This window comes from Glaciimonas sp. GG7 (genome assembly GCF_052976905.1).
Genome location: NZ_JBRIIQ010000013.1, coordinates 1 through 19,966 on the forward strand (window position 1 = coordinate 1; position 19,966 = coordinate 19,966).

20 protein-coding genes and 1 pseudogene are annotated in these 19,966 nt (G+C 51.3%); 2 read left to right on the top strand and 19 right to left on the bottom strand.

Going from position 1 to position 19,966, the window contains the following annotated elements:
• Nucleotides 1–41: 41 nt before the first annotated feature.
• The 3 genes and pseudogenes from argC to rplM all read right to left on the bottom strand — a co-directional run.
• Nucleotides 42–929: pseudogene (gene argC / locus ACVBEF_RS05395) on the bottom strand (N-acetyl-gamma-glutamyl-phosphate reductase); the annotation flags it as partial.
• Nucleotides 930–1,145: 216 nt separating this feature from the next.
• Nucleotides 1,146–1,538 carry a 30S ribosomal protein S9 gene (gene rpsI, locus ACVBEF_RS05400; RefSeq protein ID WP_447122918.1) on the bottom strand — a complete coding sequence of 131 codons (393 nt, stop codon included), beginning with the start codon at nucleotides 1,536–1,538 and terminating at the stop codon, nucleotides 1,146–1,148.
• A gap of 9 nt (nucleotides 1,539–1,547) precedes the next feature.
• Nucleotides 1,548–1,976, bottom strand: coding sequence for a 50S ribosomal protein L13 (gene rplM / locus ACVBEF_RS05405; RefSeq protein WP_108442890.1), 429 nt, complete (start codon nucleotides 1,974–1,976; stop codon nucleotides 1,548–1,550).
• Nucleotides 1,977–2,607: 631 nt separating this feature from the next.
• On the opposite strand from rplM, the gene ACVBEF_RS05410 reads away from it, so the two are divergent.
• Nucleotides 2,608–3,054: an OsmC family protein gene (locus ACVBEF_RS05410; RefSeq protein WP_447122919.1), complete on the top strand. Its 447-nt coding sequence runs from the start codon at nucleotides 2,608–2,610 to the stop codon at nucleotides 3,052–3,054.
• A gap of 69 nt (nucleotides 3,055–3,123) precedes the next feature.
• Here ACVBEF_RS05410 and coq7 read toward each other — a convergent pair whose 3' ends face one another.
• The 13 genes from coq7 to ACVBEF_RS05475 all read right to left on the bottom strand — a co-directional run bounded on the left by coq7 (nucleotide 3,124) and on the right by ACVBEF_RS05475 (nucleotide 15,157).
• A complete protein-coding gene (coq7, locus tag ACVBEF_RS05415) occupies nucleotides 3,124–3,750 on the bottom strand; it encodes a 2-polyprenyl-3-methyl-6-methoxy-1,4-benzoquinone monooxygenase (protein WP_447122920.1) in 627 nt (208 codons plus the stop codon).
• A gap of 57 nt (nucleotides 3,751–3,807) precedes the next feature.
• Nucleotides 3,808–4,638 carry a DUF3025 domain-containing protein gene (locus tag ACVBEF_RS05420; RefSeq protein WP_447122921.1) on the bottom strand — a complete coding sequence of 277 codons (831 nt, stop codon included), beginning with the start codon at nucleotides 4,636–4,638 and terminating at the stop codon, nucleotides 3,808–3,810.
• Nucleotides 4,639–4,689: 51 nt separating this feature from the next.
• Nucleotides 4,690–5,502, bottom strand: coding sequence for an ABC transporter ATP-binding protein (locus tag ACVBEF_RS05425; protein WP_447122922.1), 813 nt, complete (start codon nucleotides 5,500–5,502; stop codon nucleotides 4,690–4,692).
• A 37-nt stretch (nucleotides 5,503–5,539) separates the two neighbouring features.
• Nucleotides 5,540–6,316 (bottom strand): nitrate ABC transporter permease, encoded by a 777-nt coding sequence (gene ntrB, locus ACVBEF_RS05430; RefSeq protein WP_447122950.1) that lies wholly within the window; start codon nucleotides 6,314–6,316, stop codon nucleotides 5,540–5,542.
• Nucleotides 6,317–6,479: 163 nt separating this feature from the next.
• Complete coding sequence (locus tag ACVBEF_RS05435; RefSeq protein WP_447122923.1) at nucleotides 6,480–7,754, bottom strand: CmpA/NrtA family ABC transporter substrate-binding protein; 1,275 nt, start codon at nucleotides 7,752–7,754, stop codon at nucleotides 6,480–6,482.
• 322 nt (nucleotides 7,755–8,076) lie between these two features.
• Nucleotides 8,077–8,700, bottom strand: coding sequence for an ANTAR domain-containing response regulator (locus ACVBEF_RS05440; RefSeq protein WP_447122924.1), 624 nt, complete (start codon nucleotides 8,698–8,700; stop codon nucleotides 8,077–8,079).
• Between the two features lie 162 nt (nucleotides 8,701–8,862).
• Nucleotides 8,863–9,897 carry a dihydroorotase gene (gene pyrC / locus ACVBEF_RS05445; protein WP_447122925.1) on the bottom strand — a complete coding sequence of 345 codons (1,035 nt, stop codon included), beginning with the start codon at nucleotides 9,895–9,897 and terminating at the stop codon, nucleotides 8,863–8,865.
• Nucleotides 9,890–10,648 carry an AAA family ATPase gene (locus ACVBEF_RS05450; RefSeq protein WP_447122926.1) on the bottom strand — a complete coding sequence of 253 codons (759 nt, stop codon included), beginning with the start codon at nucleotides 10,646–10,648 and terminating at the stop codon, nucleotides 9,890–9,892. The genes pyrC and ACVBEF_RS05450 overlap by 8 nt, the downstream gene beginning before the upstream one ends.
• A gap of 106 nt (nucleotides 10,649–10,754) precedes the next feature.
• Nucleotides 10,755–11,480 carry an amino acid ABC transporter ATP-binding protein gene (locus ACVBEF_RS05455; RefSeq protein WP_447122927.1) on the bottom strand — a complete coding sequence of 242 codons (726 nt, stop codon included), beginning with the start codon at nucleotides 11,478–11,480 and terminating at the stop codon, nucleotides 10,755–10,757.
• An 87-nt stretch (nucleotides 11,481–11,567) separates the two neighbouring features.
• A complete protein-coding gene (locus tag ACVBEF_RS05460; protein WP_447122928.1) occupies nucleotides 11,568–12,263 on the bottom strand; it encodes an amino acid ABC transporter permease in 696 nt (231 codons plus the stop codon).
• Between the two features lie 2 nt (nucleotides 12,264–12,265).
• Nucleotides 12,266–13,018 carry an amino acid ABC transporter permease gene (locus tag ACVBEF_RS05465; protein WP_447122929.1) on the bottom strand — a complete coding sequence of 251 codons (753 nt, stop codon included), beginning with the start codon at nucleotides 13,016–13,018 and terminating at the stop codon, nucleotides 12,266–12,268.
• 144 nt (nucleotides 13,019–13,162) lie between these two features.
• Nucleotides 13,163–14,110: an amino acid ABC transporter substrate-binding protein gene (locus ACVBEF_RS05470; RefSeq protein ID WP_447122930.1), complete on the bottom strand. Its 948-nt coding sequence runs from the start codon at nucleotides 14,108–14,110 to the stop codon at nucleotides 13,163–13,165.
• Nucleotides 14,111–14,278: 168 nt separating this feature from the next.
• Nucleotides 14,279–15,157 carry an amino acid ABC transporter substrate-binding protein gene (locus tag ACVBEF_RS05475; protein ID WP_447122951.1) on the bottom strand — a complete coding sequence of 293 codons (879 nt, stop codon included), beginning with the start codon at nucleotides 15,155–15,157 and terminating at the stop codon, nucleotides 14,279–14,281.
• Nucleotides 15,158–15,227: 70 nt separating this feature from the next.
• Between ACVBEF_RS05475 and ACVBEF_RS05480 the strand changes: the two genes are divergently transcribed.
• Complete coding sequence (locus ACVBEF_RS05480; RefSeq protein ID WP_447122931.1) at nucleotides 15,228–15,437, top strand: hypothetical protein; 210 nt, start codon at nucleotides 15,228–15,230, stop codon at nucleotides 15,435–15,437.
• Nucleotides 15,438–15,465: 28 nt separating this feature from the next.
• Here ACVBEF_RS05480 and ACVBEF_RS05485 read toward each other — a convergent pair whose 3' ends face one another.
• The 3 genes from ACVBEF_RS05485 to ACVBEF_RS05495 form a co-directional block, all read right to left on the bottom strand.
• A complete protein-coding gene (locus ACVBEF_RS05485; protein WP_447122932.1) occupies nucleotides 15,466–16,752 on the bottom strand; it encodes a Glu/Leu/Phe/Val family dehydrogenase in 1,287 nt (428 codons plus the stop codon).
• A gap of 189 nt (nucleotides 16,753–16,941) precedes the next feature.
• Complete coding sequence (locus ACVBEF_RS05490; protein WP_447122933.1) at nucleotides 16,942–17,910, bottom strand: LysR family transcriptional regulator; 969 nt, start codon at nucleotides 17,908–17,910, stop codon at nucleotides 16,942–16,944.
• 117 nt (nucleotides 17,911–18,027) lie between these two features.
• Nucleotides 18,028–19,902: an ABCB family ABC transporter ATP-binding protein/permease gene (locus ACVBEF_RS05495; protein WP_447122934.1), complete on the bottom strand. Its 1,875-nt coding sequence runs from the start codon at nucleotides 19,900–19,902 to the stop codon at nucleotides 18,028–18,030.
• Nucleotides 19,903–19,966: the final 64 nt, after the last annotated feature.

Genomic DNA, 19,966 nt, shown 5'->3' on the forward strand with positions numbered 1-19,966 from the left:
AGCTTCTCTAAGCGCCCGGTTCATCGAGCACGAATCGATTGAAGCGCAATACGCAGCATGTTCGAACTGCGCGTTGAACGGGTTTCGGGGTGCGAGCCGAACGGCATCACATCAACGAACGGTTCATTTTTGTAGGCGTCCTCAAACAATGCTTGCAGCGCAACGTTGTCGAATTTCTTGTTCAGACGCGCATACAAGGTTGAATGCATCCCACGGATCATCGGCACCAAATGCGGCGTAAACAACAAACCGACTTTATCTTCCGTCAGCTTCGCCAATTGCTCCAATGTTTCAGGCAAATGGCGATGGCCCGATACGCCGTAGGCCTTGAAATTATCACTTGCCTCGGAGAACAACATCGCTACTTCCGCTTTACGGCCAGCGCCGGAAACACCAGATTTACAATCGGCAATCAGGTTCCCCGCATCAATCACCCCCGCCCTGAGTAACGGTGCCAAGCCCAATTGCATGGTCGTTGGATAGCAGCCCGGGTTACCGACCAGACGCGCCTCTTTGATCGATGCACGGTTTAACTCAGGCAAGCCGTAGACCGCTTCTTTCAGGAGTTCCGGGCAACTGTGTGGCTGCTTGTACCATTTTTCAAACACGGCGGTGTCCTGCAACCGAAAATCTGCCGCCAGATCGATTACTTTGACACCAGCGGCTAATAATTCTGGGGCTTGCGCCATCGCGACGCCGTGCGGCGTTGCAAAAAACACCACATCACAATCTTGCAAATGTGCGTTTTCCGGGCTGGAAAAAGCCAGCGCAACACGACCGCGTAATGATGGATACATGTCGGCAATCGGCGTTCCATCCTCTTTGCGCGAGGTAACCGCCATCAGTTGTACTTGTGGATGGGTTGCCAGCAAACGCAGCAACTCGACGCCGGTATATCCGGTGCCCCCAACGATTCCGACCTTAATCATTTTGTATCCTTGCATGAAAACTATAGATGCCTTGTGAGCCAGCCTGCTTCGACATAGCTACCAAAAAGGTAGCCGTATATTTTAGCAGCCCTTACGATTACTTCCTGTAGATAAAAAATACTAAGCAGCACACTAAACAGCAACGTCGAAATAAACATGGCAAAAAAAAACCGCCAGGCGCAAACCGGGCGGTTTTTCTTGATCCAAAAGCGAATATTAACGCTTCGAGAATTGCTTTGCGCGACGCGCTTTGCGCAGACCGACTTTTTTACGCTCAACTTCACGTGCATCACGTGTAACAAAACCAGCTTTTGACAGTTCTGGTTTCAAAGAAGCATCGTAGTCGATCAGTGCACGTGTAATACCGTGACGAACCGCACCAGCTTGGCCAGACTCGCCGCCGCCGTTGACATTGACTTTGATGTCGAAAGTTTCGACATTGTTAGTCAGTACCAATGGCTGGCTGATCACCATCAAACCGGTTTTGCGCGAAAAATACTCTTCCGCTGGCTTACCGTTGACAATAATCTGGCCTGTGCCGGACTTGATGAAAACACGGGCCACTGCACTCTTGCGACGGCCGGTTCCGTAATTGTAGTTACCGATCATGTCGATTCCTTAGAGTTCAAGAACTAATGGTTGCTGCGCGGCATGCGGATGGGAACCATCTGCGTACACTTTCAGCTTCTTGATCATGGCGTAGCCAAGCGGGCCTTTAGGCAACATGCCTTTGACTGCTTTTTCTAACGCACGACCTGGAAAACGCTGTTGCATTTTCTGGAAATTGGTCTCGTAGATACCACCTGGGTAACCGGAGTGACGGAAATACGTCTTGTCGGTTGCTTTTGCGCCAGTAACACGCAATTTTCCAGCATTGATAACGACGATGAAATCGCCAGTGTCGACGTGGGGAGTAAATTCTGGTTTGTGTTTGCCGCGCAATCGGAGTGCCACTTCGCTGGCAACACGTCCGAGGACTTTGTCCGTCGCGTCAACCACGTACCAATTACGCTGGACTTCATGTCCTTTAGCGGAAAAAGTTTTCATGTTGACTTCCTAACTAGTTTAATTCGCTCAAATGGTGGTTCCGGCGCTATCAAAAACACATGAAAACATCTGTTTTTGCCCTGCTTTGACGCCAGACTCTGCCTTGTAATCTTTTCCTGAGCAAACGGAAAAGCCGTGGATTATAACGTTTTCAATAACCCGGCGTCAAATTCATTAAAGGGGAATAGGGGAATCTGAAAGAGCATCCGGAGGAAAACTGTTGTAAATGCGAATGTGGTCTTTTTAAAAGACAAAAAAAAGCCCGAACAACGTGGTTTCGGGCTCAATCCACACTACGAGGAGAGTGGAGGAGACATTGGCGATTGCCGAAAAATCTTTGCGGCACTCAGTGTAATCATCTTAGCAGACGGAATTGTGCAGCGCAAGAAAAATACCTGAATATGAATCGCAAAGTGATTTTCAGGATTTCCCTATAGAAATCATATTAAACCCAATGAAATATCTGTTTTTTTCATATGGATATATGTTTTTTATACAAAAAATGTTGCATTGCAACATTTTTTAAAACCACTTCCCACACCAACAAATACTTGCAAATAAATCCATCCGAAACAGCAAACAAGAAGAGCAGTTAAAATATTCCGATCATTTAATCAGTCAGCGAGAATATATGGAATGCACAGTACGTTGGACAGGCTTGTCCGGGATGACATTTTTGGCCGAAACCGGCTCCGGCCATGCCGTCACGATGGACGGTGCCCCGGATGGCGGCGGTCGCAACCTGGCACCGCGACCGATGGAACTGGTACTAGCCGGGACCGGCGGCTGCACCGCTTACGACGTTGTCTTGATTCTGCGAAAAAGCGGCCAGGACATCCGCGGCTGCGAGGTCAAGCTGACCTCCGAGCGGGCAGAAAAAGACCCGAAGGTGTTTACCAAGATTAATTTTCATTTCACCGTACGTGGCCGCAACCTCAAGACAAACGTCGTCGAACGCGCGATCAAGCTATCGCATGAAAAATACTGCTCGGCCTCGATCATGCTGGAGAAGACTGCGGAAATGACGCATAGCTATGAAATTATCGATGATTTGGCGGAATTGCCACCAACTTCCTGATCGGTTCCCATAATTAAAATAGCCCGACTTGAAGTCGGGCTATTTTTTTGGGGAAAGACCAGACCGGGCTTAAATATAATACGCAATACTGGTCATCACTTTTGACATCCCTTGCATCACCTTTTGCGCCGGTAGCGGCAAGTCCGTCCCGCCCAAGGCTTTAGCCGCCGCACCATGGGCAATTTCATCCTCACGCATTTGCACCACAATCGCACGGGATTTTATATCCTGCTCAGGTAACTCCGTCAGATGACTGGTCAGATGCGCCTCAACCTGGCGCTCGGTTTCCGTCACAAACCCCAGACTACGCGCATCACCCAAATGCGCCGCCACAGTTCCCAGCGCATAGGCCCCGGCATACCACAAGGGATTAAGCAAACTTATGCGCGAACCCAGTTCACGCAAACGTTCTGCCGTCCACGCCAAATGGTCGGCCTCTTCTCGCCCGGCTTCCGCACATTGCTGCTTGACCGGCTGGCTTTTCGCAAAGCGCCCCTGCGCGTCGTACAGCGCCTGCGCGCAGACCTCACCAACATGATTGACCCGCATCAAGCCTGCGCTATGGCGTTGCTGATCGGCGTCCAGCATGGTCTCGATGATATGCGACGCAGGATTGAGACGGGATGCGGAAGCGACACCACCCATGACGCGCAATGCGCGATCAAAATCGATAATCATTTTGTCTAAAAATGGCATGTATATGACCAATACAAATATTTATTAAAGGAATCAGGCATCCGTCATCTTAGAGCTTTAGCCAGCAAAGCGTTTTTTCGGCCGAAATACCGTCGCATCCGCATAAAACGCCTCATCCTGATTGCCCGACCAGCCCGGCACACCCAGCACTGGTAAGGGCGTTAATTGCCCGATAGTTATCCCCTGCTGCATCAAATGCCCGGCAATATACCTATCAATCCAGCGCATTTTTGCCGCTACGTCTTGCGCAAAAAAATCATCGGGTGTCAGCACGATCAATGTATGCGCGGTAATCGCCTTGTACGGCCGCACCAGTTTTTCTACCAGCGCATGGCCGAAAAGCCACACCTCTGCATCCGTTCCAAATGCCGAGCGCTGCACAATAAACGCCTCGCGCCATCGATGTTCCCGCAACGCCGCAATCAATGATGCTCCGGCTGTAGTATCACGCAACAACAGCAACGCTGCATTTTCATCAAAAATCGTCGCCGCATCGCGCGCAGCACCACGTGGCTTACCGCTGCCAGATACTTTGGCCAGTTCAGCCGCCTGCAACGCATTGAGGCGCGCCTTGCCTGCCGGAAATGAGAGCCAGATCAGCGCGTTTAAAAAGTCGTGGAGATTATCCCGCGTCGGCACGCAGCCGGTGTCGCTGATGAAGGCTTCATAGGCGGTACCGGCAGGCAACGCCGTTTGCGCAACAAAGGCGATCGGCAGGCCAAGATGATTGCGAATATCGCGCTCAGTCGCGGCGGTATTGAGCACTGCGCGCCAATCTTGCGTAGCAGAAAATTGCGCACCTAATTCACGAAAAGGCGACAGCCAAGGCTGCTGCCAATTGATCGCATAAAGAAAATGGGTAGATGAGGAAAGGGACGAGGTAGACATTTCGCACACATTTTACAGCGCACTCCACCCGGCCTCCACTAGTTTCGCCTGTCAGGCGGCTTGCTCCGCCGGGCTGCGGTGCTTGCGATACAAAAATTCAAGCACAGAAGTCCGATATTCGGCATACAACGCATCCTGCGCCAGCGCCACCCTCTCACGCGGTCGCGGCAAACGTACTTCAACGATGTCACCGATCGTCGCCGCTGGCCCATTGGTCATCATGACGATGCGATCCGACAGCAACACCGCCTCATCCACATCGTGGGTCACCATCACCACCGTTGATTCAGTCTTGGCCACGATCTTGAGCAGCTCGTCTTGCAAATGGGCGCGGGTGAGCGCATCGAGTGCGCCGAAAGGCTCGTCGAGCAGCAATACTTTCGGCTCCATCGCCAATGCCCGGGCGATACCGACGCGCTGCTTCATGCCGCCGGAAATCTCGTTCGGGCGCTTCTGTGCAGAGGTCGTCAAACCCACCAACGCCAATGCGGCATTGGTGCGCTCTTTTAATTGCGTCTTATTTTCGGTCGCAGAAAATACCCGCTCAACGCCCAGAAAAACATTCTCAAAACAACTCAGCCAAGGCAACAAAGAATGATTCTGAAATACCACAGCGCGTTGCGGCGACGGCCCCGCTATTTCCCGATTGGCGCACAGCAAAACGCCATCGCTCGGCTTTAACAAACCCGCAATCAGATTCAACAAAGTCGACTTGCCGCAGCCGGAGTGACCGATCAAGGTCACAAACTCGCCCTTACGCACGGTCAGATTGATGTCACGCAGCGCATGAAAATCACCCTTGCGTGTGTGGAACACCATTTCAGCCTGATGAATATCGATAAATTTATCGTCGCGCAGTGCCATATTTTTCCCCTGTAATTCTGCTGTAACTGAGACGGAATTAGTTACTCACCTGCTCGTAAGTGAACGCCTTCGCCAACGCCACCAAAAGCTGCTCCAGCAACAAGCCCACCACGCCAATAACCACAATGGCGATGATGATGTGCGGCACATTCAAATTGTTCCATTCATCCCACACCCAAAAACCGATACCGACGCCGCCCGTCAACATTTCAGCAGCCACAATGACCAGCCATGCGGTCCCGATCGCCAGACGTACCCCAGTTAGCATGTAGGGCAAAACGGAGGGGAAAAGTATCTTGGTGACGATCTTCCATTCCGACAAATTCAACACCCGCGCCACGTTCATATAATCCTGCGGCACACGTTGCACACCGACGGCGGTATTGATCACCATGGGCCATATCGAGCAAATGAAAATCGACCAGATCGCTGCCGGATTGGCTGACTTTAATACCAACAAACCAATCGGCAACCAAGCCAATGGCGAGACCGGTTTCAACAGACTGATAATCGGCCCGAACATGCGCGATACAAATTGAAAGCGCCCAATGATGAAACCCAGCGGAATCCCGACCACGGCAGCCAGACCAAAGCCAATTGCCACCCGTTGCAGCGAAGCCAAAATATTCCAGCCGATACCCTGATCGTTCGGCCCGGTGCGATAAAACGGATGGGAAAATAATACAATCGCCTCCTTCAGCGTCACAAGCGGCGTCGGAAACTGACTATTGTTCATCGCAATCAATTGCCAGACCAAAACCAGAAAAGCCAGACCCAACAATGGTGCCACCACCACCATCACTTTCGGACTCATCGTACTGCGCCGCCGGACGATTTTTTGAGGCGATCTGGCGACCGTTGACAGGGTTGTACCATCGCCGCTGGTAACGGTCGTGGACTTGACAATTGCGTTCATACAAACTCCCGAGTTTTACGATGTACTGGATCAAAAATGAACGGTTATAGCGCCATCAAACTTAAGCGCGAATCTTGAACGACGCCGCATAAGCCGCAGGATTTTTACCATCCCAGACCACGCCATCGATCAACTTGGAAGTCCGCATCACGTCCTTCGGCACGCTGGTTTTAGTCAGCGTTGCAGCCTCTTTATAAAGTGCAATCTGACTCACCGATGTCGCCACGGCCAAGTAGTCAGGATCGCTCTTGAGCAAGCCCCAGCGACGGTGCTGCGTCATGAACCACATACCGTCTGACAGATACGGAAAATTGACCAGACCGTCGTTATAAAACTTCATGTAATTCGGATCGTCCCACGTCTTGCCAAGGCCATTCTGATAGCGGCCCATGATGCGTTGATCGATCACATCCTTGCTGGTATTGACATAGGATTTATCGGCGATGACTTCGGCCATTTTGTTTTTGTTCGCCAGCGAGGCGTCGATCCATTTGCTGGCATCGAGCACGGCCGCAATCAAGGCGCGGCAAGTATTGGGATTTTGCTTAACGAACTCAGCCGTAGTACCCAATACTTTCTCAGGATGGTCTTTCCAAATCTCTTGCGTGGTGATCGCTGTGATGCCGACACCATCGACAATCGCCCGATGCCCCCACGGTTCACCAACGCAAAAACCATCCATATTGCCGACCCGCATATTGGCCACCATTTGTGGCGGTGGTACGGTAATGACCTTCGCATCTTTCATCGGATTAATACCATTAGCCGCCATCCAGTAGTACAGCCACATCGCGTGGGTACCGGTCGGAAACGTCTGGGCAAAGGTATATTCGCGCTTGTCGGTCGCCATCAGTTTTGCCAGCGATGCGCCATCTACCGCGCCTTTGTCGGCCAGCTTTTTAGACAGCGTAATAGCCTGCCCGTTATTGTTGAGGCCCATCAGAATCGCCATGTCTTTTTTCTGCCCGCCGACCCCCATCTGGACGCCATAAATCAGGCCCGACAGCACATGCGCTGCGTCCAATTCACCATTGGTCAACTTATCGCGCACGCCCGCCCAGGACGCCTCTTTGCTGAGGACAATTTTGATGCCGTATTTTTGGTCCAAACCCAATACCGACGCCATCACGACCGAGGCGCAATCGGTCAGCGGAATAAAGCCGATTCTGACTTCGGTTTTTTCCGGTTTATCCGAACCAGCGGCCCACACGCCGCCGCTAACTAGTCCCAACATACTGGCTCCTGCCGCAATGCTCGCGGTGTGAATGAGTTGACGCCGCTTAGGATTTTCTACAGCAACGGGAACGATGATTGGCACAGTAACTTTTGAGTCCATAGCGTGAGCTCCACTTGGTTCCGACAATAAAAAAGGCGTCGTCCCGCGATGACCATCACCTGATCAATTCGGGAAGACACCTTTGTCTTTGTGGACTGACCGCCGTTGGCCATGTCCAGCTGCACCAGCATTGGCGCATAGACTTACTTACGCAAATGGCGTGCCAGCGGCTTTATGGAATAGCGTCGGGAATTCTGTGTAGGAATGCGCACTTAGTTTGTGCAGTGCACCAGAGTTGTTAATCTTGTTGGTGCAAATATCAGGCCGAAGAAAAAGGAGGAAAGGGAAAAGAGAACGCAGAGAAGACGATATTGATCAGCGATCAACCCAACAAATCATTAGCATCAATAATCCGCTGGGCAACTTCGGATAACTTTAAATTCTTGTCCATCGCCAGACCTCGCAATTTTTTAAACGCGTCTTGCTCGCTGAGTTGCCCCCGCTCCATCAACAAACCCTTGGCGCGATCGATCACTTTGCGATCGGCCAGCTTGAGTTTGGTATCCGACAATTCGTTGAGCAGCTTCTGCTCTTGATTGAAACGCAGCATGGCGACTTCCAGCACCGGCTTAATACGCGCAGTTTGCAAGCCGGCAACGACATAGGCCGAGACACCGGCAGCCATGGCCGCCTCCATACTGGATTTTTTTTCGTCCTCGGTAAACAGAACGATAGCCCGGCGTGCGTCGCGTGTGGCGATGACAACGTGCTCTAGCACATCGCGGGCGTCTGACTCTGCATCGATAATAATCATGTCCGGCTGCAATTGCGCGATCCGGTCCGGCAGGTAAAGGTCGGCTGGCAACGAGGCGATAATGTGATAGCCAGCCTGCAGTAATCCGATGTGCAATGCGCTGCTGCGCGCCGCCTGTGCGGTGAACGCAGGATCATGATCACCATCATCAATGGCAACCGGATTGACAACCACAATACGCAGGTTATGCATCTACAAGGCCAGTAAAACATCGGTTATGTTGCGCAACGTCAACCTAAGACGCTAGCACAGGGGGCGGACAATACTACAAAAACAAAACAATTATCCCCTCACATGCAAAAATCGCACCATAGAGTGCGATTTTTGAGGTGTGGTTGTTTTTCCTGGTAACTTTTATACCAATTGCCAATTGATAACCTCACCACCATTTAACGGCACCATCGTGGTATTGCCCATCGGCAATTCTGCCGGGATAGTCCAGGCTTGACGCCGCAAGGTCACCGAATCCTGATTCCGCGGCAGGTTATAAAACGCCGGACCATTGAAACTCGCAAACGCTTCCAATTGATCCAACGCCCCAACCTGATCGAAGGCTTGCGCATACAACTCCAGAGCGTGCAACGCGGTATAACAACCGGCGCAACCGCAGGCATGCTCTTTCAAACCCTTAGGATGCGGCGCGGAATCGGTGCCAAGGAAAAACCGGTCGCTGCCCGAAGTCACAGCCGCCACCAACGCCAGACGGTGCTCTTCGCGCTTGAGAATCGGCAGGCAATAATAATGCGGACGAATTCCGCCCTTAAAAATTTCATTACGGTTATAGAGCAAATGATGCGCCGTGACGGTGGCGGCAATCGGACCTTCGCCAGCGGCGACATACTGCGCCGCATCTTTGGTGGTGATGTGTTCAAACACTACTTTCAACGCTGGCATATCGTGGCGCAGGGGTTGCATCACGCGCTCGATAAAGACGGCTTCGCGGTCAAAAATATCAATCGCCGGATCGGTGACTTCGCCGTGTACCAAAAATGGCATCCCGAGTTCTTGCATCACTTCCAGGGTCTTATAGCATTTGGTCAGATCGGTCACACCAGCATCCGAATTAGTGGTCGCTCCGGCCGGATACAACTTCACGGCATGCACAAAGCCCGACTCTTGCGCTCGTCGGATTTCGTCCGGCGGCGTGTTATTGGTCAGGTACAGCGTCATCAATGGCTCGAACGACACCCCCTCAGGGACCGCTGCCAGAATCCGCTCGCGGTAGGCCGCAGCTTGGGCAACCGTGGTCACGGGCGGCTTCAGATTCGGCATGACTATCGCCCGTCCAAACTGGCGCGCACTGTCGGGCAACACGCTGGCCATGACATCGCCATCGCGCAGATGCAAATGCCAATCGTCGGGCCGGGTGATGGTCAGGGTATTAATCATCTTCAGTCTCTTCTGCAAAAAGTTGTTCCAGCATGCGGGCTGGATTATTGAGGAAATGGCGGGTAATCGTGTAGTGCTCGGTATCTTCGTAGCAAGTTTCTGTGAGGCCACTTTGGTCCAACAAATAAATTTTAGCGTGCGGATACGCGAGCAAAATCGGGGAGTGTGTGGCGATGATGAATTGGCAGTTACGCTGGACTAAGCGATGAATAATTGCCAAGGCCGCCAATTGCCGATTCGGTGAAAGCGCAGACTCTGGCTCATCCAACATATAAAAACCGTCTGGCCGAAATTTGTTTTGCAGCACAGCTAAAAAAGACTCGCCGTGTGATTGTTTGTGTAACGCTTTTTCGCCGTAAGAGCGGCTAATCAGCCCGCCACCGTTATCAAGTTCCTGGATCTTGGTGGCGACGTTAAAAAAACTTTCTGCGCGCAAAAAATACCCGGTTTTAGGACGCTTAAAGCTTTTTACGGTGCGCAGATACGTATGTAAATCAGAGTGCGCATCGATGGTCGAAAACAAGGTGTTTTGATTACCGCCCTCAGCATTAAAACCCCAGGCAATCGCCATCGCTTCCAACAACGTCGATTTGCCAGCGCCGTTTTCACCGACCAGAAAAGTCACGTCAGGATGAAAATCGAGCTGTTCTAGTTCGCGCACCGCAGGAATGGAAAACGGATAGGCATCAAAATCGATCTCTTTGTCGGGATTGATTTTCAATGCGCGGAGATAGGGTTTGGCGGCAAGCATGGCAAAGTTGATGGTGTAAAGCGGACATTTTACAGCAGCATAATAAAAGAGCCGCTTCGGTTTCGCACCGAAGCGGCTCTACGCCAACCATTTATCAGACTATCAATTAATGAATGATTTTCGCCAGGAAGTCCCGCGCACGATCCGAGCGCGGCGCACCGAAAAACTCCTCTTTTTTGCAGTCTTCAACGATCAAACCCTGATCCATAAAGATGACGCGATTAGCCACTTTTTTAGCAAAACCCATTTCATGCGTGACGACCATCATGGTCATGCCTTCTTGCGCCAGACCAACCATGACGTCCAATACTTCGTTAATCATTTCCGGATCAAGCGCTGAGGTTGGCTCATCGAACAACATCGCAATCGGGTCCATTGACAGCGCGCGCGCAATGGCGACGCGCTGTTGTTGACCACCGGACAACTGACCGGGGAATTTATCCTTTTGCGCAATCAGACCTACGCGATCCAGATACTTCAAACCCTTTTCAGTGGCCTCATCAACGCTGCGGCCCAGTACCTTGATTTGACCGATGGTCAGATTTTCACGAATCGACAAATGCGGAAACAGTTCAAAATTCTGAAACACCATGCCGATGCGCGCACGCAATTTAGAGAGATTGGTTTTAGGATCGCCGACCGAAATACCATCGACCGTGATATCGCCCTTTTGAAACGGCTCAAGGCCATTGACCGTTTTAATCAGGGTCGACTTACCGGAGCCGGAAGGACCGCACACCACTACTACATCGCCCTTGGCAACCCGGGTTGTACAATCGGTCAAGACCTGAAACTGACCGTACCATTTGCTGACATTATTAAGTTCAATCATGGGTAATTCTCCTGACGTAATTTCTTGATTCTTAAATGCGGTTTTACAAGTACGCGCCATTCGCTCCGGGAGCTGCGGCGCGCGGTTTTAGCGAATAATCGCCACCTTTTCTTGCAGTTTTTTAACCAGTGTTGATAGGCCGTAACTCATCACAAAATACACCACTGCAACGAACATATACATTTCCACCAACCGGCCATCGCGCTGCGCAATCTTCGACGCCACAGTGACGAACTCCGGTACCGATCCCAGCACATAGACCAAAGAGACATCCTGAAACAAGACGATGGTTTGCGTAAACAGGATCGGAATCATATTGCGGAACGCCTGCGGCAAGACAACATTGCCCATCATTTGCCAGTAGTTCATGCCGAGCGCATAGCCTGCCGACACCTGCCCGCGTGGAATCGACTGGATTCCCGAGCGCATAATTTCGCAGTAATACGCGGCCTCAAACAAGATGAAGGTAATCAACGCCGAGGAAAATGCATCCACCTGTATCGGTTGCGAAGCGCCGGTAATCCAGGCGCCGATAAACGGCACGAGGAAATAGAACCAGAAAATCACCAATACCAATGGCACTGAGCGAATCAGGTTAACGTAGCTAGTGGCAATGAACGAAATCGCTTTGTTGTGCGACAAACGCATCATCGCCAATATCGTGCCAAAGAAAATACCGCCTATCATCGCCGCTACCGTCAGCATCAGCGTGAACTTCATCCCTGTCGTAAACAAGTAAAACCAGGAGCGTTGGATAACGTCAAAATCGAAATTTGCAAACATGATTAATGACCTCCCGTGCTGGCGCTACCGGACGTAATGAAACCCGGGACGGCTGTTTTTTTCTCTAACCAACGCGCTAACAGCAAGGCCAGGCTGGAGATGATGATGTAAATGACGGTTGCGCCCGTCAATGACTCAAAAGTCTGGAAGGTAAATTCACGCATCGAATAGGTCGCCGCCGTCAGTTCAACCAAACCAATCGTCAATGCGACCGAACTATTCTTGATGATCGCGGCAAATTCATTCGTTAATGCGGGAACAATGATGCGGAACGCCATTGGCAGCAGCACAAAACGGTAGGTTTGCGGCAGTGTCAGGCCAAGCGCGGTGCCGGCGAGCTTTTGGCCGCGTGGCAACGCATTGATTCCGGCGGAAACTTGTACAGCAACACGCGATGAGGTGAAAAATCCCAATGCGAGAAAAGCGGTAATGAACGCGGCATTCGGCAGCGCTTTGAGCCAGTCGCCAAGACCTGTCGGCACCAACTCCGGCATCACGTAATACCACAAGAACATTTGAACCAAGAGTGGAATGTTACGGAATAACTCAACGTAGCCATTGGCAATGCGTACCGCCCATTTATTTGGCATCGTGCGAATCGTCCCCACGACAGTACCAATCACCAGCGCCATAATCCAGGACATGGCGGACAACGCAAGCGTCCATTTCAGCCCCATCAACAACGTCTGCATATAAGTGTTGACGCCATCTGGCGACATTTGCCAGAAGATGTTCCAGTTCCAGTTGTAATGCATATTAAGTCCCCCTTATTACATAATTCATCTTGCCGATGTCAACCCGGGTTGTAACAATCCCCACTTTGTGCACAGCAATAATTTTTCCCCAAAAAACAAAACTGGGAGGCTTTCGCCCCCCAGTTTTGTTTAATTTCACCCGACTTATTTTTTCTTAATGAGTTCCTTTTGGGCTTGAGGCACAGCTGCATAAGTAGCCGGATCACCGGAGTCCGTTGGATTGGCAAATGCTGCTTTCAACTCCGGGCTCATAGGTACGTTGAGGTTGATACCTTTTGGCGGGATCGCCGACAGGAACCATTTCGCGTAGATTTTATTGATGTCACCTGACTTGTAGAGATTGGTCAATGCTGTATCGACGGCGGTCTTGAAAGGCAAATCGCCTTTCCGCTCAATGATGCCGTACGGCTCAACGGACAACGCTTCTTTGGTCACGGCGTAATCATCAGGCTTCTTCGAGCTGGCAGCCAGTGAGTAAAGCAAGATGTCATCCATGACAAACGCTGCAGCACGACCGGTTTCAACCATCAGGAAAGCATCGGCGTGATCTTTGGCGGCCAAAATATTGATGCCCAGATTGCGCTCTGCATTTAACTCTGTGAGTTGTTTCAGGTTAGAAGTACCGGAAGTCGATACAACGGTCTTTCCCTTCAGATCATCTAGCTTAGCGATATTCGATGATTTTTTAGCCAGTATGCGATTGGCTGTCACGAACATCGTGGGCGCAAAAGAGACAACCTTTTCACGCTCAAAATTGTTGGTTGCGGAGTCGCATGACAAATCAATCGCACCGTTGGAAATCAAAGGGATACGGGTTGCAGATGTGACCGGTACCATTTTGACAGTCAGCGCTGTCAGACCCAGTTGCTTCTGAATGGCCGTTGCCGCTTTCATGCACAGATCAATGGAGTAACCCTGATAGGATTGCTTATCGTCAAGGTAAGAGAATGGAATGGACGAATCGCGTACACCTAACGTGATCGTGCCAGTATCCTTAATCTTTTTTAGCGTACCGGTCAGCTCTTGCGCTTGTGCAGCGCTGGCAATGACGCCAACACTGATGAGAGCGACGATTAACTTTGATACCTTCATAGCGACTCCTGAAAAAAATAAGTTTATAGTTTAACAAAATCAATACTACAGCAGCACAACTTCCCCAGGATATAACTAACTTCATATAACTATAGGCGGTTTATCCGTTTTACCGTTCTTATAGTTGGCCCTGTGCGCATTTTATTGCCTGTATTTTGGTCGCCGCGATCAATTTCCAACTTTATCGGAAGGAAAACGCAACGATTCTCTAAACAAGTACCCCATAGGCATTTTCAAATTGATATTATTTTTTGCTGGTATCGGGCTTAAAAACCATTTTTGATACAGCTTGGTTAACTCACCATCTTGGATGATCGATGCCATCTCGTGATCAACTAACGTTTTAAACGCAGGATCATCCTTGGGCAACATGATTGCGTAGGGCTCGGTACTTAACGGATCGCCAACTACATCATAGGCAGCGGGATTTTTTAATCCTGCACGCAAACCAAACAACAGCACATCATCCATCACAAAAGCGTCAACGCTTTTATCCTCAACCATCCGGAAAGAATCATCGTGCTCACGGCCCTCTAATACGACAATATTCAATGAGCGCACCTGACCACGATCGGTCAGCGTTTGCACGCTGGTCGTGCCCTTGGTCGATACTACTTTTTTATTTCGCAGATCTGGCCAGTTTTGAATACCGGAATCGGCTCTGACTATCATCCGCACCCCAGCGATAAAGTGCGCAATCGTGAACGCTACGTGTTTGCGTCGTTCTGCAGTATTGGTGGTGGAACCACACTCAAGATCGGCTTTGCCTGCCTCGATGGTCGGGATGCGCGTCGATGAAGTCACCGGCACATAGGCGATCGTCAGTTGCGGCAGCTTCAATTGTTGTTTGATACCCTCTGCAATTTTTAAACAAAGGTCAATCGAATAGCCGACCGGCTGCATATTGCGGTCAAGAAAAGAAAACGGTAATGAAGCATCACGATAGGCAATTGTGATCGTTTTGGTATCGCGAATTTTGCTCAATACGTCAGCATGCGCACTCACAGTGGCAAAGCTTGCCAATAGCAGGCCGCACAGCAAAGCCATGTTTTTTAAACGCACAGCTCCTATAGTGCGATCTGCAAATCGATGTGTAAATACAACCCCAATGCCAGCCGTGCTCTCCACCATCACCAAACACTCCCTTAAAAGATGCGCCGATATCGCCATTAATGTCTACAAAGCAATATTCAAGCCAGCCGTACCATCCATCACGATATCCTGCCAGGTTTCAAGTAAGACCGAAGAAAACGGCAAACGCCGATTCACTTCAGCGGTATGCGCGGCCTGCGTCGTCCAAACAGAGGACGACGCAAGCCGCGCATAGTAAACCGACGACTATAGCGTATCTTCCATCAAGGATACAAACCGCGCATTTCACGCGCTTGCAAGACGCGGGTGCACGCCATAATGAAGGCGGCGGTGCGCAAGGATACTTTTTTCTCTTCCGCCAGTTGCCATACTGAGCTGAAGGCTTCGCGCATGATGCGAGTGAGGCGCAGGTTGATTTCATCTTCGGTCCAGAAAAAGCTGGAGAAATCCTGCACCCATTCGAAATAACTCACGGTGACACCACCGGCATTGGCGATCACGTCGGGCACAATTAATACGCCCTTGTCGTGCAAAATATCGTCAGCTGCCGGTGTGGTCGGGCCATTTGCCCCTTCCAGAATGATCTTGGCGCGGATCGTCAGCGCAGTCTCTGCGTTGATTTGCTGCTCCAATGCCGCCGGGATCAGAATGTCGCAATCGGTTGCCCAGAATAGTGCACGGTCGGCGATTTCTTCGCCGCCTTTGAAACCGGCAACGCTGCCTGTTTGCAACACATACTCCTGCAACGCGGCAACATCCAGACCGCTTTCACGCACCACGGTACTCATATGATCCTGCACCGCGACAACCTTGGCCCCGGCTTCCGAAAACAAACGGGCGGCAATACCGCCGACGTTACCGAAACCCTGCACGGCAACGCGCGCGCCTTTCATCTCCAGGCCGCGTTTCACCGCCGCTTCACAACCGACCACAAATACGCCGCGGCCAGTCGCTTCACGACGTCCCAAACTACCGCCCAATGAAATTGGCTTGCCAGTGACGACGCCAGAGGCGGTGCTGCCTTGGTTCATGGAATAGGTATCCATCATCCACGCCATGATTTGTTCGTTGGTGTTCACGTCCGGTGCAGGGATATCTTTATTGGGGCCGATGATGATGTTGATTTCGCTGGTGTAGCGCCGCGTCATCCGTTGCAGCTCGCCCTGTGACAGCGTTTTTGGATCCACCCGAATGCCGCCTTTAGCACCGCCGTACGGCACGTTGACTGCTGCATTTTTAACCGTCATCCAGGCCGATAACGCCATGACTTCCGACAGTGTCACGTCTTGATGAAAACGCACACCGCCTTTGCCGGGTCCGCGCGACGTATTGTGCTGTACGCGGTAACCTTCAAAATGAGCGATGGTACCGTTGTCGCGTTCGATCGGGACATCGACGATCAGAATTCGCTTGGGCCGTTTCATGGTTTCGACCCAGCGCGCTAGTGAACCAAGATAGGGAGTAACGCGATCGATTTGTTCAAGATAATCGCCCCAAGGGCCAATACCGTGGGTCGATAAATAAGAAGGGACTTGATGTTCAATAGGCATGTTAAAACGCGCTCCGCAGGTTGCAATAAGTTAATTAACTAATGCAGGTAAGGCGTGATCGCCTCACCAATCTCGGCACGAATCGTAGAACATCGTCGCGCAGCAATTCCAATGCTTTGTTCGCATGTATCTATGCGAATTTTGCATGAGACATATTTTGCCGCGCACGCTATATATTTCTATGCGCCCCTACTTCTGCTTTTTGCGTTTACCGCCAACTCCCCGTTTTTCCTCTAGCGCCTGCTGCTGCAACAAGTAAGCCCACAACCGCGCCACCACCGGCTTGCCCGGTCTTTGCGCCGTCGGGCGCTCGCGATAAAGCCGGATTTCCATGACCGCCTCCCACTCTTGCCCGTTGTCGTCCACACGCGCCAATTGCTTTAACTTAACCTCTCGCGTGACAGCGGACTCGGGTAAAAAAGCGATGCCATGACCTTCCAGCGCCATCATTTTCAAGCCCTCCGCCATATCGGTTTCGTAGCGTTTCTCCAGATACAACGGTTTTTTTGAGTCAGCCAGAATCAACTCCACCATACGCCCAAGGTAGGCGTTACTGGTGTAAGACAAAAATGGCAAGGGAGCTGCGCTACTGCCCGGAAAAAGATAATCCGGCACGCCGGTTTTATTGCAATGCGCATACGCACGCAGCACTTCGCTGCCCAACGTCAGCATGTCGTAACGACCGGAATCAAGTTGTACCGGCTGGCGCGGATGGTGATAACACAGCAGCAGATCGCAGCCGCCATCCACCATCGCCATCACGGCATCGTGGACATTGAGCGCAATCAAGCGCGTGCTGAGTGGGCCGAAGTCGCTTTCGAGCAAACGTATCCAGCGCGGCATATACGTCAACGACAGCGTATGCGGCACGGCAAAATCGACCGTGCTCAATCCGGTGGGGCGCTTGCCGCGCATGAGCGCACGGGCATTATTAATCTGCCCGAGCATTTCCAACGCCTGCTCGTAAAATACCTCACCCGAAGGCGTCAACCGCGTCGGGTACGAAGTCCGATCAATCAGATCGGCACCAAGCCAGGCCTCCAGCGATTGAATCCGGCGCGAAAAAGCTGGCTGGGTGACGTGCCGCAGCTCGGCGGAACGGCTAAAACTATGCGTCTCGGCCAACGAAATAAAGTCTTCTAACCATTTGCTTTCCATGGCGCTATCGTGACGTGAGTCGCCGTGAGAGGGGGTGGCACAAACACAAAAAATAGGGGCACATGGATATCAATAGGGAATAAGAATCAAATGAACGAATGCATGCAAGAGCCGCCATCAAGCCTCAGCAAACGGCATCTGCGCAATCTCCGAAGGCGGGTCAATCTCCTCCGGATGCGCCTGCTGACGATCCCACATTTGTGCATACGCGCCTTTCGTTGCGAGTAATTGCCCATGCGTGCCGCGTTCGATAATCCGACCGTGATCGAGCACCAGAATCTGTTCTGCATCAGCAATCGTGGACAAGCGATGCGCGATCACCAGCGTGGTACGGTTTTTGGCAATTTCTTTTAGCTGGGCCTGGATTGCTTGCTCTGATTTAGAGTCCAGTGCAGAGGTCGCCTCATCAAAAATCAGCAAAGCCGGATTTTTTAGCAGCGTGCGCGCAATCGCTACCCGCTGCTTTTCGCCGCCGGAGAGTTTTAAACCGCGTTCGCCCACCATCGATGCATAACCGTCCGGTAGCGATGTAATGAAGTCATGGATGTGCGCCGCTTTTGCCGCGGCAACAATCTGCTCTCTGCTGGCACCCGGCATGCCGTAGGCAATGTTGTAGCCGATGCTGTCATTAAACAGCACTGTATCTTGCGGTACGATCCCGATCGCCTGACGTAATGAAGTCTGGGTAATATCGCGCAATTCCTGTCCATCAATCATGATTTTTCCGTGATCGATATCGTAGAAACGGAACAGCAATCGCGCCAGCGTCGATTTGCCGGAACCGCTATGCCCGACCACCGCAGTCGTGGTGCCAGCGGCGATCGTAAAGTCGACGTCAAACAGAATCTGACGGTTGCTTTCGTAACTAAAATCAACGTGCGAAAAACGGACTTGCGCACCGCTCGTCAATAACGGTGTTGCGTCAGGCCTGTCGGCAATTTCACGGTTCTCATCGAGCAGAGAAAACAGTCGCTCCATGTCGGCCAGACTTTGTTTGATTTCGCGATAAATCACGCCCAAAAAGTTAAGCGGAATATACAGTTGGATCATGAACGCATTCACCAGCACCAAGTCGCCCAGCGTCATCTTGCCGACGATCACACCTTGCGTTGCGCGCCATAAAATCAAGGTCACCGCGATGGCGATAATCAAAGACTGTCCGGTGTTGAGCAACGACAATGAGGTTTGCGATTTCACCGCTGCGGTCTCAAAGTCTTTCAGGCCGTCGTCATAGCGCTTGGCTTCGTAGGCTTCATTGCCAAAATATTTCACGGTCTCATAATTAATCAGTGAATCGATGGCTTTGGTATTGGCTTTGGAGTCGAGCGCATTCATGGTGCGCCGAAAATGTGTGCGCCATTCAGTGACGACGACCGTAAACCCAATGTAAGTCACCAGCGCCACCAAGGTGATGATCGAAAACCAGATGTCGTAATGAATGGCGAGATAACCCAGCACCATGGAAATCTCAACCAAAGTCGGCAAAATGCTAAACAAGGCGTACGACACCAGTGACGAAATACCCCGCGTTCCGCGTTCGATATCACGCGTCATGCCGCCGGTTTGGCGGTTGAGATGAAAACGTAACGAGAGCGCGTGCAAATGACGAAATACCTGCAAAGCAATGGTCCGCACCGCGCGTTGCGTCACGCGCGCGAAGACAAATTCGCGCAACTCGGTAAACAGCGTCGTACTCAGCCGTAACAAACCGTAGGCCACCAAAATACCAATCGGCAGCACCAGCATCGCCTGCGGATGCGTTGGTGTAATGGTCATGCTATCGATGAGACGCTTGAGGACTAGCGGTATCCCAACGTTGGCCATTTTTGCGCCAACCAAAAATAGCAGCGCCAGACAAACCCGCCATTTGTATGTCCACAAATAGGGAACCAGCGTCTTTAAGGTGACCCAGTCGCTGCGCTTGGGAACTGATCGGGCCGCAGCCTGCGCTGCTGGATTAGCAGTATCTTTTGAAGTGGAATAGTGACGCATGGTTAGTATCTTAGGAATAGTTTATGCTGAGAGTCTGCTAGAGACCAACCGACTATTGTAGCCC

What these genes read in the sequence shown, in the direction of transcription:
- ACVBEF_RS05465 (WP_447122929.1), bottom strand. Translation starts at nt 13,018, where the DNA reads ATGCATTACAACTGGAACTGGAACATCTTCTGGCAAATGTCGCCAGAT.
- ACVBEF_RS05470 (WP_447122930.1), bottom strand. Translation starts at nt 14,110, where the DNA reads ATGAAGGTATCAAAGTTAATCGTCGCTCTCATCAGTGTTGGCGTCATT.
- coq7 (WP_447122920.1), bottom strand. Translation starts at nt 3,750, where the DNA reads ATGCCATTTTTAGACAAAATGATTATCGATTTTGATCGCGCATTGCGC.
- ACVBEF_RS05420 (WP_447122921.1), bottom strand. Translation starts at nt 4,638, where the DNA reads ATGTCTACCTCGTCCCTTTCCTCATCTACCCATTTTCTTTATGCGATC.
- ACVBEF_RS05460 (WP_447122928.1), bottom strand. Translation starts at nt 12,263, where the DNA reads ATGTTTGCAAATTTCGATTTTGACGTTATCCAACGCTCCTGGTTTTAC.
- ACVBEF_RS05485 (WP_447122932.1), bottom strand. Translation starts at nt 16,752, where the DNA reads ATGCCTATTGAACATCAAGTCCCTTCTTATTTATCGACCCACGGTATT.
- pyrC (WP_447122925.1), bottom strand. Translation starts at nt 9,897, where the DNA reads ATGATTAATACCCTGACCATCACCCGGCCCGACGATTGGCATTTGCAT.
- ACVBEF_RS05490 (WP_447122933.1), bottom strand. Translation starts at nt 17,910, where the DNA reads ATGGAAAGCAAATGGTTAGAAGACTTTATTTCGTTGGCCGAGACGCAT.
- ACVBEF_RS05440 (WP_447122924.1), bottom strand. Translation starts at nt 8,700, where the DNA reads ATGCATAACCTGCGTATTGTGGTTGTCAATCCGGTTGCCATTGATGAT.
- ACVBEF_RS05455 (WP_447122927.1), bottom strand. Translation starts at nt 11,480, where the DNA reads ATGATTGAACTTAATAATGTCAGCAAATGGTACGGTCAGTTTCAGGTC.
- rpsI (WP_447122918.1), bottom strand. Translation starts at nt 1,538, where the DNA reads ATGATCGGTAACTACAATTACGGAACCGGCCGTCGCAAGAGTGCAGTG.
- ntrB (WP_447122950.1), bottom strand. Translation starts at nt 6,316, where the DNA reads ATGAGTCCGAAAGTGATGGTGGTGGTGGCACCATTGTTGGGTCTGGCT.
- ACVBEF_RS05435 (WP_447122923.1), bottom strand. Translation starts at nt 7,754, where the DNA reads ATGGACTCAAAAGTTACTGTGCCAATCATCGTTCCCGTTGCTGTAGAA.
- ACVBEF_RS05495 (WP_447122934.1), bottom strand. Translation starts at nt 19,902, where the DNA reads ATGCGTCACTATTCCACTTCAAAAGATACTGCTAATCCAGCAGCGCAG.
- ACVBEF_RS05475 (WP_447122951.1), bottom strand. Translation starts at nt 15,157, where the DNA reads ATGGCTTTGCTGTGCGGCCTGCTATTGGCAAGCTTTGCCACTGTGAGT.
- rplM (WP_108442890.1), bottom strand. Translation starts at nt 1,976, where the DNA reads ATGAAAACTTTTTCCGCTAAAGGACATGAAGTCCAGCGTAATTGGTAC.
- ACVBEF_RS05450 (WP_447122926.1), bottom strand. Translation starts at nt 10,648, where the DNA reads ATGCTTGCCGCCAAACCCTATCTCCGCGCATTGAAAATCAATCCCGAC.
- ACVBEF_RS05410 (WP_447122919.1), top strand. Translation starts at nt 2,608, where the DNA reads ATGGAATGCACAGTACGTTGGACAGGCTTGTCCGGGATGACATTTTTG.
- ACVBEF_RS05425 (WP_447122922.1), bottom strand. Translation starts at nt 5,502, where the DNA reads ATGGCACTGCGCGACGATAAATTTATCGATATTCATCAGGCTGAAATG.